This window comes from Peptidiphaga sp., from assembly GCF_057238965.1.
The window spans coordinates 1-11865 of sequence record NZ_DBHHEV010000058.1 but is presented as its reverse complement, the minus strand read 5'-3'; the positions used below and the strand labels follow the sequence as shown (position 1 = coordinate 11865).

Annotated in this window: 9 protein-coding genes and 1 pseudogene; 3 read left to right on the top strand and 7 right to left on the bottom strand. The window is 66.6% G+C overall.

Annotated elements, in window-relative coordinates:
• Positions 1 to 152: 152 nt before the first annotated feature.
• The gene (gene sepH / locus ACO48X_RS07715) at positions 153 to 1454 is read left to right on the top strand and encodes a septation protein SepH (RefSeq protein WP_485001506.1); all 1302 of its coding nucleotides are present in this window, start codon (positions 153 to 155) and stop codon (positions 1452 to 1454) included.
• Positions 1455 to 1585: 131 nt separating this feature from the next.
• On the opposite strand, the gene ACO48X_RS07710 is transcribed toward sepH, so the two are convergent.
• The 3 genes from ACO48X_RS07710 to ACO48X_RS07700 are packed head-to-tail and all read right to left on the bottom strand — an operon-like array spanning position 1586 to position 3879.
• Complete coding sequence (locus ACO48X_RS07710; protein WP_485001505.1) at positions 1586 to 2125, bottom strand: thymidine kinase; 540 nt, start codon at positions 2123 to 2125, stop codon at positions 1586 to 1588.
• Positions 2126 to 2164: 39 nt separating this feature from the next.
• Complete coding sequence (locus ACO48X_RS07705; protein WP_485001504.1) at positions 2165 to 3313, bottom strand: alkaline phosphatase family protein; 1149 nt, start codon at positions 3311 to 3313, stop codon at positions 2165 to 2167.
• Complete coding sequence (locus tag ACO48X_RS07700; RefSeq protein ID WP_485001503.1) at positions 3310 to 3879, bottom strand: DUF5998 family protein; 570 nt, start codon at positions 3877 to 3879, stop codon at positions 3310 to 3312. Before ACO48X_RS07700 ends, ACO48X_RS07705 begins: the two co-directional genes overlap by 4 nt.
• Positions 3880 to 4014: 135 nt before the next feature.
• Here ACO48X_RS07700 and ACO48X_RS07695 point away from each other — a divergent pair, with 135 nt between their 5' ends.
• The gene (locus tag ACO48X_RS07695) at positions 4015 to 6432 is read left to right on the top strand and encodes a DNA gyrase/topoisomerase IV subunit A (RefSeq protein ID WP_485001502.1); all 2418 of its coding nucleotides are present in this window, start codon (positions 4015 to 4017) and stop codon (positions 6430 to 6432) included.
• A 184-nt stretch (positions 6433 to 6616) separates the two neighbouring features.
• Here ACO48X_RS07695 and ACO48X_RS07690 read toward each other — a convergent pair whose 3' ends face one another.
• The 3 genes and pseudogenes from ACO48X_RS07690 to ACO48X_RS07680 form a co-directional block, all read right to left on the bottom strand.
• Positions 6617 to 7522 (bottom strand): GNAT family N-acetyltransferase, encoded by a 906-nt coding sequence (locus ACO48X_RS07690; protein ID WP_485001501.1) that lies wholly within the window; start codon positions 7520 to 7522, stop codon positions 6617 to 6619.
• Between the two features lie 11 nt (positions 7523 to 7533).
• Positions 7534 to 9665 (bottom strand): annotated as a pseudogene (locus tag ACO48X_RS07685) (DNA gyrase/topoisomerase IV subunit B).
• A gap of 119 nt (positions 9666 to 9784) precedes the next feature.
• Entirely contained in the window at positions 9785 to 10006 is a 222-nt protein-coding gene (locus tag ACO48X_RS07680; protein ID WP_484991785.1) for a DUF7455 domain-containing protein, read from the bottom strand.
• 482 nt (positions 10007 to 10488) lie between these two features.
• Here ACO48X_RS07680 and ACO48X_RS07675 point away from each other — a divergent pair, with 482 nt between their 5' ends.
• A complete protein-coding gene (locus tag ACO48X_RS07675) occupies positions 10489 to 11109 on the top strand; it encodes a 3'-5' exonuclease (RefSeq protein ID WP_485001500.1) in 621 nt (206 codons plus the stop codon).
• Positions 11110 to 11203: 94 nt separating this feature from the next.
• Here the strand turns inward: ACO48X_RS07675 and ACO48X_RS07670 are convergent.
• Positions 11204 to 11865: RNA polymerase sigma factor (locus ACO48X_RS07670; RefSeq protein ID WP_485001499.1), on the bottom strand; the 662-nt coding region annotated here is incomplete at its 5' end.

Genomic DNA, 11865 nt, shown 5'->3' with positions numbered 1-11865 from the left:
CCCACAATGTATCAGGTTTTTCGGATTCGTCCAGTCTGTCAATCCACAAGCGAAACGCACAGCCGAGCGCCAAGCGTGACACACCCGGGCGAATCGGCCCATTCCGCCCATCGTGTGGCAACCTTAAGGTGACTACGATTTCAAGGGGAGACATGAAAAAACTGGAGCTCTTGGGACTCGGGCCCGACGGCGAGACTCTCACGCTGAACGACGCCGAAGGCAATAGGTATATCCTACCCATCACCGACCTGTTGCGCGCGACGCTCAGACGCGATAGACCCGTCGTCGAGAATCCGTCCGAATCGAAACGGCAGATGACGCCGCGGGAAATCCAGTCCTACATACGCGAGGGACTGTCCGTCGACGACGTGTGCGAGCTTTCCGCGCTTCCCGCCTCCCGAGTCAACCCCCTCGCATTTCCGATCGTCGCGGAGCGCGAGTACACCGCCCAACTTGCCCGGTCCTTCTCAATCGGCCACGACAGCGCCGGTCTGACGCTCGAAGAGCTCGTCGCGTCGCGCCTCGTCGGCCGAGGCGTCAACCCGAACGACATCACATGGGATTCCTTGCGCAAGAACGGCGAGCCTTGGACACTAGTCGCCGTCTTCGTCACAGGCGACCGCGAGCATCGCGCCACATGGCACGTCGATTTGGAGCGGCGCCTGCTGGAGGCGCTGGACGACGAAGCCGCCTGGCTCTCGGAGACCCAGCTGCCGGCTTCGACGGGAACTTGGAGGGCAGTGAACACCCCTCCCGCGCCGGTGGATTTAGTTCAGAGCGAAAAAGCGCACCGCCGGCACTCGCACAGAGCGGGCGGCGAGGACCGCGAAAAGGCCGACGGACGCGGGAGCGCTCCGGCCGAGGCGCCGGCGAACGCCCGAAAGGCCAACGACGACGCGGGCGCGGCGGACGGTCGCGGCAAAGCCGACGGAAAGGGGCGAATCGAAGAGGTTCTCGCCTCCCTCGACACCCAAAGGGGCAGGGTCCGCCCGATGCCGAAGGTCGAGGAAGACCCCGATTACGACGGCGCACACCCTCCGGTTTCCGCCCCGGAGACTGCCCACGACGCAACGATTTTGAGTCTGCCCCGCCGTTCGGCCGTCGATCGCGAGCAGAATTCCGCGGCGAACGAACAGCCCAAGCCAGACGAGCGGGCGGGCGGCGGCGCACGCCCGGACCGATGGGGCAAGGAAGCCTCTCAAAAAGCGAAAGGCAAGCGTTCCCGAGGCAAAGACGGCAAGGGAGGAAAGGGCCCGTCGGCGGAGGCAGACGGCGCGGCCCGCGGCGGGCGCTCTCCCGAGGGAGGGGGAAGCAAGGAAGGCTCGGAGGCCGAACAGGCCTCTCCGGACACCTTCGCCCCGTCCGAACGGCGATCCGATCGCTCGAAAAAACGGCGAGGCTCGCGCCCGTCGATGCCCAGCTGGGACGAGATCGTCTTCGGGAAGAAAGACTAGACGGCTCGCAGAAGGTCAAGACGGTTCGCCGGGAGCGGTCCGAAGGAACGGGAACAGTCTGAAAGAACAAGGCTAGGGCTCGCCGAGGGGAAGCTGCTTCGCTGCACGGGCCGCGCTCGCGGTCATTCGCTTCATGTGGTGATTTCGGCACAGCACCTCATAGCCCGCTTTTCCGGCGTCGGTGTCGCCGACGACGACCTGCTCCCCCTCCGTGACCATGGCGCCGTCGACGGTGCGCGCGTTGTGCGTGGCGCGTTCTCCACCCTGTCGGCCAGTTCGATCATGCGTGCGGATCCGGGAAACAGCTTCGTCATGAAATCCGACGTGATTCCGAAGCCGAAGACGTCGATTTCGATCTCGTCCACGATTCTCGCCAGCTGCTCTATCTGAGCCTCGGTGTAGAACTGGACCTCGTCGCAGATGAGAAAGTCGACCGCCCGCCCGCCGGTGCGCTCCCGCGCCACGGCCTTCCAAAAATCGGTGTTCTCATCCACCTCGAAAGCCCGCGACTCCAGGCCGATGCGCGAGGACAGCCTGCCGGTTCCCGCCCTGTCGTTGCGGCTGTAGAGGAGGCCTCTCATGCCGCGGCGCTCGTGGTTGTAGGCAGTCTGCAACGCCAAAGTCGACTTGCCGCAGTCCATCGTCCCCGAAAAGAAGACCAGCTCCGCCATCACACGGCTCCAGCGAAAAACATCAATTGACCTCCACTGTCAAACGACCTCCGCGATGAGAGGAACGAGCATTTCGACGGACGTGAGGGATCCGTGGACGCCGCGCATCGGCGGGCTCGTGCGCCCCCGAGAGTCGAAGACGGCGCAATCGCCGCGTTGGAAGGAAATGACGTCGCCCATGACGGAGCGGGCGAAATCTTCGACGGGGCCGAAGATTCCCGTTGCGACGGCTTCGTCGGCCGTCAGGACCAGCGCAGACTCGCCGAGCTCCTCCCTCCATCGCGCCGCGAGGGCCTCCGGCTCCCGGGTGTACACCTGCACCGCACGGTCCTCCCCCGCGACGAGGTCCGCTCCCTCGCGCAGCCGGGGAGAATCGGCGAGGTCGATCCTTGTGCCGACGTCGACCATGCCGTGGTCGGCGGTGACGACGACGAGCGTTCCGCGAGGGACGGAACGCGCAAGGGAGGCGACGGCGGCGTCGAAGCTCTCCAGCTCCGCCACCCATTCGCCGGACGTCCACCCCGCGGCGTGGCCCGCATGGTCGATTTCGCCCCAGTAGAGGTAGACGCATTCGGCCCCGCGCCGCAAAGCCCCGGCGGCAGCCTCCACCCGCTCGTCGAGGGTTTCGGCGGGCACGGCCTCCGCGCCCCGGAGGGCGGCCAGCGTCAGTCCCGAGCCGACGAAGGCGGAAGGCTGGACGACGCGGCAGGCCCGGGCGCGCGGGCCCAGCCTTTCGAACAGCGTCGGCTGTCTCTGCCACGAAAGCGGGTCGAGCCCGGGATCGTCCCATTTTATGAGGGAAAACGGCCTGCCGCTGGCCGGAGAGCGCAGCGAATACCCCATCATCGCGGTCTTTCCCGGCAGCTCGCCCGTTCCCACTGCGGTTATGGCGGCGGCGGTGGTCGAAGGCGCCACGGTCACAAGCGGGTCAAAATGGGTCATCGACCGAAGCGTGGGGGCGTGGCCGCTTCTGGCGTCGAGGTTCTCGGCGCCCAGCCCGTCGACCATGACGAAGCAGACGCGGTCGGCCTCGGGCAGCCCGAGCGCCGCTCTGTCGCGTTCGGAGTCCGAGGCCGACGTCGACGTCGCCAAGCCTGCGGCGTCCATCGCCGCCGAAAGCGCCGCTCGAACGCGCCGTTCCCCGGGGACTGGAAAGTCATCGGCCAAGGGCCGGGCGGTTTGGCTCACCGGCCCGCCCCGGCGAGGATCTCATGGAGGCGAAGGATGAATTCGGCGCCCTTGGAGAAGACCGCGGCGTCGAGCGACGTATCGACGAACACGTCGAGGTCCTCGGCCACCGCGTGGGCCATCGATCCGTGGTCGAGGGTGCAGGACGGGTCCTCGCATCCCGCCGGAAAACTGTCGATCAGCCAGGAGCCTCCCCAGACGGCGTGGATGCCGATGGCCGAAAGCTCGCCGGCGCGCGGCCCTTGAAGGCTGCGCCGCCGCAGAAGCTGGACGTCGCGGAGCATCGACAAGGGCAGGGTGCGCACGCTCGTCAACAGCTCTCCTTCCGGCGCGAACTCGTAGGAGACGTCGGAGGAAATCACGTGCAGCGAGGAATCCGTCACGGCGTAGCACGTGACGGACTCGTAGACGGAGTCGCTGTCGAAAAGAGTTTGGGGACGCACGAAATACGCCAAGATTTCGGGATCGGATTTCAACGCCGCCGCGACGTCTCGAGCCACAGGTGCGTCGCCGTCGTCCAGTTCGTTGAGCTCCGATATGAAATCCTCGTAACGATTAGCGTTCACCCCGCGATTGTCTCATTTTGATCGATCCCACGCACGCACGGCCTGCCCGGCGGGCCCTCGCGAGGCGGCCGGGCGTCGCCAATATCACCTCGAATGACGGGCGGGAAACCGGGAACAAGGGGAATACTTGTTCGCATGCCAAAGATTAGCGAGCCGTCTGCGGAGAAGGTCGTAGACATCGACGTCACGCAGGAGATGCGCACGTCCTTCCTCGAGTATTCGTACTCCGTGATTTACGCGCGGGCCCTCCCCGACGCCAGAGACGGGCTCAAACCCGTTCAACGGCGCATACTCTTCCAAATGGGGCAGATGGGGCTTCGCCCCGACCGCGGCCACGTCAAATCCTCCAGGGTCGTGGGGGACGTCATGGGCAGGCTCCATCCGCACGGCGACGTCGCCATCTACGACGCGATGGTCAGGCTGGCCCAGCCGTTCACGCTCAGGCTGCCCATGATCGACGGGCACGGCAATTTCGGTTCGCTCGACGACGGGCCGGCGGCGCCCCGATACACGGAGGTGCGCATGGCGCCCCCGGCCATGGCGATGATTTCCTCGCTCGACGAGGACACCGTCGACATGGCGCCCAATTACGACAACACCCTTGAGCAGCCCGAGGTGCTTCCCGCCGCCATTCCAAACCTCCTGGTCAACGGGTCCTCGGGAATCGCCGTCGGAATGGCGACGAACATGCCGCCCCACAACCTCGTGGAGGTGATCGCCGCGGCCCGCTGCCTCCTCGCCAATCCCGAGGCGGACCTGGAGGAGATCATGCGGTTCGTGCCCGGCCCCGACCTTCCCGAGGGCGGGAAGATCGTGGGTCTGGAAGGCATTCGGGAGGCCTACGCCTCCGGCCGGGGAATCTTCAAAACCCGCGCCACGGCCCACATCGAGAACGTCACGGCGAGGAAGAAGGGAATCGTCTTCACCGAGCTCCCCTACCTCGTGGGGCCGGAGAAGGTCATTGAGAAGCTCAAGGACGCGATCAACGCCAAGAAGGTCCAGGGCGTGACGGGCATCCAGAATCTGACCGACCGCCATCACGGGATGCGTCTGGTGGTCGAGATAAAGAACGGCTTCAACCCCGAGGCCGTCCTGCTTCAGCTTTACCGGCACACGCCGCTGGAGGATTCCTTCGGCATCAACAACGTGGCGCTCGTCGGCGGCCAGCCGCAGACCCTCGGGCTGATCGGGCTGCTGCGCGTCTTCCTCGACCACCGCCTCGACGTGACCAGGCGCCGCTCGCGCTTCAGACTCGACAAAGCCTCCCGCGAGCTTCACCTCGTGGACGGCCTGCTTGTGGCGGTCGTCAACATCGACGAGGTCATCGCGCTTATCCGATCCTCCGACGACGCCGCGACGTCGCGCACGCGCCTCATGCAGGTCTTCGACCTGACCGAGACCCAGGCCGAGTACATTCTGGAGCTTCGGCTGCGCCGCCTGACCAAGTACTCGGTGATCGAGCTCGAACAGCGCCGAAGCGAGCTCCTGGAGGCCATCGCCGACCTTGAGGGCATCCTCAATTCGCCCGAGCGCCTGCGAGACCTCGTATCGGCCGAACTGGACGAGGTCGCCCGGGCCCACGGCACGCTCCGCAGGACGGTCCTCCTCGAATCCGACGGCGCCACGGAGGCCGGAAGTTCGGCCGCGCTCCCGCTCGAGGTGGCCGACGACCCCTGCTTCGTCCTGCTGTCGGGAACCGGCCTGGCGGCGCGGACCGCGGATTCCTCGCCGCCAGCCAGGGAGGGCGAGCGCGGGCCTCACGACGCGATCCTCGCGTGCGTCCCGGCCACCGCACGCGGGCAGATCGGCGTCGTGACATCGGCGGGCCGGGCAGTTCGGCTCGACGTCCTCGACGTCCCCGTCGCGCCCGACGCCCCCTCCCTCGCCGCCGGAGCGCAGCTGCGCGAGCTTGTCTCCCTCGCCGAGGGCGAGCGCGCCGTCGGCCTCATCGACCTTTCCGAAGCGGCCGCTCCGCCTGTGCTGGCCACCGAGCGCGGCAGGATCAAGAGGGTCGGAGCAAGCCACCCCGGCAAGGATTCGTGGGAGCTCATCGGGCTCGAGGAGGGCGATTCGGTGGTCGGGTGCGGACATTGCGCAGACGCGGACCAGATCGTCCTCGTCTCTTCCGACGCCCATCTGCTGCGCTTCGACGGCTCGTTCGTGCGCCCTCAGGGCCGGACCGGGCGCGGCGTCGCGGGAATCCGCCTGGGAGCAGAGGCGAAAGTCATCGCCCTGGGCGTCGTTCCGGGCGACGACGTCGGCGGAACCCTCGTCGCAACCGTCTCGGGAAGCCGCGACGCGCTCGAGGGAACCGTGGCGGGAACGGCGAAGGTCACGCCGCTCGACCGGTTCCCGGCAAAGGGCCGCGGAACCGGCGGAGTCAGGGCCCAACGGTTCCTGCGCGGCGAGGACTGCCTGCAGCTCGCGGCCGTGGGCCAGGCGCCGCTTCACGCCGTCGGCGCGGGCGGCCAGCCGATCGGCCTGCCCGAGACGGACGAGAGGCGGGACGGCTCCGGCCAGCCCTTGGCCGCCCCCGTCACGGCCATCGGCTGAGTGCGCCCGGTCGCCGTTCAAACCGCGCGGCCTGCGCGCGGAAAGCGCGGCCCGGAAGGGCCTCGCCGCCTGTCGGGTCTAAGCCTGCGTGCGCGGGCGGGGAAAGCGCCGCGGCCCCCGGGCGGTTGCCGCTCGCAGCAGCGGCGGCGCCCACGCGCGGAATCAAAGCGGCCGACAAGGACGGTCAGAAACGGTTGACGTACACGCGGGTGACGCCCATGCGTTCGAAGCCCCGGTCGAGGAAGGTGCTCAGCAGGTAGTCCCCCTCGGGAACGTCTACGCCCACGTAAGAGACGCCGGCCTCCTTGACCGCGTCGATCGTTTGGCGGAGCAGCACGGAAACCAGGTTTATCCCCCGGTGCTCCTCGCCGAGGACCACCTCGGCGAGATAGCCCTCGGACCATCCGAGGGCCTCCCATTCCTCGTCGTAGCGTTCGCACACCACATAGGCGGCAACCCTCGGACGGTCTCCGCGAACGTCGAGCGCGACGAAGCTCCACGTTCGGTCGATGGCGGCGTGCTCGGCCTGCCAATCCCCGCGCGCGGAGGGCTCACCGCCGGACTTCGTCTGCACGGCGTTGTAGAAGCGCAGGACGTCCTCATCGAGGTCCTCCGTCAGGGGGACGATCTTCATGTGCGCGGGAACGTCGAAACGCGGAAAGCTCGCCACGCTCTTGCGCAATTGCACGTACTCGTGCGAAAGCTCGAAGCCCTCACGCGCCAAAAGCTCGGCAAGCCCGGCGTTGGCCCCGTCGACGTGGACGATCGCGCTGCTGCCGCCGATGGCGCGCGCGGACTTGACCTGTTCAGCCGCGAGCAGCTTTCCGATCCCCTCGCCGCGGGCGTCCGGGTGGACGCCGCCGAAAAGACGCACTTCGCCCCCGCTGCGCACGATCCGGGCCATCCCGACGGCCAGAAGGCTCGAATCGGAGGCGCGAACGCCGATGGCGCGCCACGTCAGAGCGGGATCGAAGAATCTCTCGATCTCTTCCAAGCTGGTGCGCAAAGGACTGTCGTCGGCGGCCTCAATGGCGCTGACGACATCATAGATTTCGCCCGCGTCTGCGGGCCCTAGCTCAACCCACCCCATCTTTGGCAATTTTAGGCGTCGATCCGATCGCGGTCCACAGCCGCGGCCCCTTCGACGATGAACTCCCTGCGCGGAGCGACGTCGTTGCCCATGAGCAGCTCGAAGACGGCCTCCGCTTCCATAAGCGCCTGTTCGTCCTCCATGCGGATCCGCCGCAAGGTTCGGCGCGACGGGTCCATCGTCGTCTCCGCGAGCTGGTGGGCGTCCATCTCGCCGAGGCCCTTGTACCGCTGAATGGGCTCGCGGTAGCTCTTGCCCGCGCGTTCGAGCTTGCGAAGCTCGGCGTGGAGCTGGTCCTCCGAGTATGTGTATATGTAGCGCTTCTTGCCGCCTTTGCCGCCCGAAACCTCGATTCTGTGAAGAGGGGGAACCGCGGCGTACACTCGCCCCTCCTGAACGAGCGGGCGCATGTAGCGGAAGAAGAGGGTGAGCAGGAGGGTGCGAATATGTGCGCCGTCGACGTCGGCGTCTGTCATCATAATGACTTTGCCGTAGCGCGCCGCGGGAAGGTCGAAGGTCCGCCCGCTTCCGGCCCCGACCACCTGGATGATCTCGGAGACCTCTTTGTTCTTGAGAATGTCCGCCGTCGAGGCCTTTTGGACGTTGAGGATCTTGCCGCGGATGGGAAGGAGGGCCTGAAACTCGCTTGACCGCGCAAGCTTGGCGGTTCCCAGGGCTGAATCCCCCTCGACGATGAAAAGCTCGGTCTCGGCCACGTCCTCGCTCCGGCAGTCGGCCAGCTTCGCCGGAAGGCTCGAGGCTTCGAGGGCGTTCTTGCGGCGAGAGATCTCCTTGTGCATGCGCGCCGTCACGCGGGCGCGCATCTCCGCCACGACCTTTTCAAGCAGCCTGGACGTCTCCGTCTTCTGGTCGCGCTTGGACGATCCGAGGATCGCGCCCAACTCCCTCTCGACCACGCCGGAGACGATCCCCCGAACGGCGGACGTCCCGAGGATCTCTTTTGTCTGCCCCTCGAACTGCGGCTCGGGCAGGCGCACGGTCACTACGGCCGTCAGGCCGGCCAGCACGTCATCCTTCTCGATCCTCGGGTCCTTCGCGCTCATCTTCAGGCGTCGAGAATTCGATTCGACGAGCGAACGCAGGACTTTCATGAGCCCCTGCTCGAATCCGCTCTGGTGCGTCCCCCCTCCCGGGGTGCGAATGATGTTGACGAAGGACTCCACTCGCGTCTCGTAGCCCTTGCCCCAGCGCAGCGCGACGTCGACGGCGACGGTTCGCTCAACCTCGCGGCTGACGAGGTGGCCCGATTCGGCGTCGAGAACGGGGACCTTCTCAGCGAACGTCCCCTCGCCGGTCAGCCGCATCGTCGCGGTGACCGCGGCGTCGGGCGCGAGGAAATCGACGAAATCCACGGTCCCGCCGTCGAAGCGGAAGGTTTCCGTATGAGGGCCCTTGTGCGGAGCCTCCCCTTCGGCGCCTTCCTTTTCGGCATTCTCCCCTGCGGCGCGCTCCCTCTCGTCGACGAGGGAGATGGTCAGGCCGGGCACGAGGAAGGCCGTCTGGCGGGCCCTTTCGACGAGCTCTTCGTAGGAGAAGGCCGCCGACGCGAGGAAAATTTCGGGGTCGGCCCAGTAGCGCACTCGCGTGCCGGACTTTTTCTTCGCGACTTTGCCGACGACGTCGAGCACCGAGGACTCGGTGAACGCCGACACGGGGGAACCGGGGCCGGGCCCCTGTGGAACTGCATCTGGTAGGTTTTGCCGCCTCGATCGACCTGGACGTCCATGCGTTCGGACAGGGCGTTGACCACCGAGGCCCCGACGCCGTGCAGACCGCCGGAGGAGCCGTAAGACCCTCCGCCGAACTTTCCTCCGGCGTGCAGCTTGGTGTAGACGACTTCGACGCCTGAGAGCCCCACGCCCGGAACCTCGTCGACGGGGACGCCGCGGCCGTTGTCCCGCACCTCCACCGATCCGTCCGCGTGGAGGCGGACCTCGACGGTGTCCGCGTGGCCTTCCAGCGCTTCGTCTACGGCGTTGTCGATGATCTCCCACAGGCAGTGCATGAGGCCGCGCGAGTCCGTGGACCCGATGTACATTCCGGGCCGCTTGCGAACCGCCTCGAGGCCTTCGAGAACCTGAAGGTGCCTCGCGGTGTAGCTTTCATTAGACGTCACTCGCACATCGTACTCACACACGCCCCTTTTCACGCATCGGCTGGCACAATCGGGCGAATCTCACTTTCGCATTTCTATTCGACAGCAAGTGCTGCCCTCAGCCGATGCGTTCGTTTCAGCCTGTTTCAGCCGATTCGCTCGCGCTCGTCGCGCACCGAAACAGCAGAGGCCGCCAGCTTCTCAAGGTGCGCATTCGCGTGATGTCCGCAAAACATAAGAACCCCGTAGGGCATCTCCACGCGAACGTAGGCTTGCGCGCCGCAGGCGTCGCACCGGTCGAGAGCGGTCATGGCGCCGTCGTGGACGGCGGAGTCGTGCTTCATCTCGTCGTTCGTCAAAGTAGCCACGGGTATATACAAGCATGCAAGGCGGCCTGCGCCAGCGCAGAAGGCCCCGCTTTCACCTCGGGCTAAATGAGCGCTTCGCTACACTTGACTGCCTCCGGCGGGCTTCGGCGCGAAGGCCGCGCGGGATCGGAAGGCTCCGGGCGGCGAGGAAGACCCCTTCGGGGCCGACGCCGCCGCACAAACAGCGGGAGGCCGACGCCGTCGAAGCGACTTCCGCGGTCGAAGCGGCTTCCACGGTCAAAGAGAGTTCCACGAGGCCGGCGGGGCGGGGCCCGAGGTTTGCCGCGGGGCAGCGGCGTAGAATTCTTTGGGCATGCAAGCGGCGGGGCTTCGCGGGGCTTCCGCTTACTGAGGGGCTTTTGCTTACTGAGGAGCTCAGCGGCTTCCGCGCACCGACGTGCCGAACTCTCAGGGTTCTCCGGCACCCGGCGCAGACACAGCGGCTCCCGCGCATCGACGGGCCGAGCTCGAATGGAGGGACAATGGGGTATGCCGTCGTCGACGTCGAAACGACGGGGCTCAGCCCTGTGCGCGATCGCATCGTCGAGATAGGAGTCGTCTTGCTCGACGAATCGGGCGGTCAGGAGGGCGAATGGCAGAGCCTCGTCAATCCTCTGCGCGGGATGCGGGCGGTTTTCGTGCACGGCCTGACGGATGCCGACGTCGCCGACGCCCCGACGCTTGCCGATCTGCTTCCGCGGATTCGCGAGCTGCTCGTCGGCAGGGCCCTCGTGGCGCACAATGCGGCGTTCGACGTCGGATTCCTCAACGCGTCTTTCGCCCGGGCGGGCTATGGGATGCACATTCCGCGCGAGGCCACGGTGTGCACGATGGAGCTGTCGAAGATCTACCTTCCGCCGGGAAGGCACGGATTGACCGCCGCGGCCGAGCGCGCCGGCATGGCGGCGGCAAAGCGTCACCGCGCGCTGGCAGACGCGCACACGGCTGCGGGCTTGCTGCGGCACTACTTGAACGCCGAGGCCAACGGGGTTCGCTACGCGAAAAGGGCTTTCTCGCGCAGCGGCAAGGCCGTAGAGCGGGCGGCGTGGATCGAGGCGCGCGGCGCGGCCGCGGAGCTGAGCTGGCCCGATTTCCTCCTCTGATGCGGATCGCGGCCTTCGACGCGCCGCGGACGACGCTCCTTTTCGCCGTCCTGCGGCACGGCCCTCGCGTGCGCCGGGAAAGCGGCCGCGCGAATCAGTCGAGATAGTCGCGCAGAACCTGGGAGCGCGAAGGATGGCGAAGCTTCGACATCGTCTTGGACTCTATCTGCCGGATGCGCTCACGCGTGACGCCGTAGACCTTCCCGATCTCGTCGAGGGTCTTCGTCTGCCCATCGGTCAGGCCGAAGCGCATCGCAACCACGCCGGCCTCCCGCTCCGAGAGCGTGTCGAGGACTTGGCGCAACTGCTCCTGAAGCAGCGTGAAGCCGACGGCGTCGGCCGGGACCACCGCCTCCGAATCCTCGATGAGGTCGCCGAATTCGGAGTCTCCGTCCTCTCCGAGGGGCGTGTGCAGCGAAATCGGCTCGCGCCCGTACTTTTGGACCTCGATGACCTTTTCCTCGGTCATGTCGAGTTCTTTGGCGAGCTCGATAGTGGTCGGCTCGCGGCCGAGGTCCTGAAGCATCTGACGCTGAACCCGCGCGAGCTTGTTGATCACTTCGACCATGTGAACGGGGATTCGAATGGTGCGTGCCTGATCGGCCATGGCGCGAGTGATCGCCTGCCGAATCCACCATGTGGCGTACGTGGAGAACTTAAAGCCTTTCGTGAAGTCGAATTTTTCGACGGCGCGAACCAGCCCCAGGTTGCCCTCCTGGATGAGGTCCAGGAAGAGCATGCCGCGGCCCGTGTAGC

Bases quoted from the DNA above. Each gene is read 5' to 3' on its own strand.
- sepH (WP_485001506.1), top strand. From the start codon at position 153: ATGAAAAAACTGGAGCTCTTGGGACTCGGGCCCGACGGCGAGACTCTC.
- ACO48X_RS07710 (WP_485001505.1), bottom strand. From the start codon at position 2,125: ATGGCGGAGCTGGTCTTCTTTTCGGGGACGATGGACTGCGGCAAGTCG.
- ACO48X_RS07695 (WP_485001502.1), top strand. From the start codon at position 4,015: ATGCCAAAGATTAGCGAGCCGTCTGCGGAGAAGGTCGTAGACATCGAC.
- ACO48X_RS07690 (WP_485001501.1), bottom strand. From the start codon at position 7,522: ATGGGGTGGGTTGAGCTAGGGCCCGCAGACGCGGGCGAAATCTATGAT.
- ACO48X_RS07675 (WP_485001500.1), top strand. From the start codon at position 10,489: ATGGGGTATGCCGTCGTCGACGTCGAAACGACGGGGCTCAGCCCTGTG.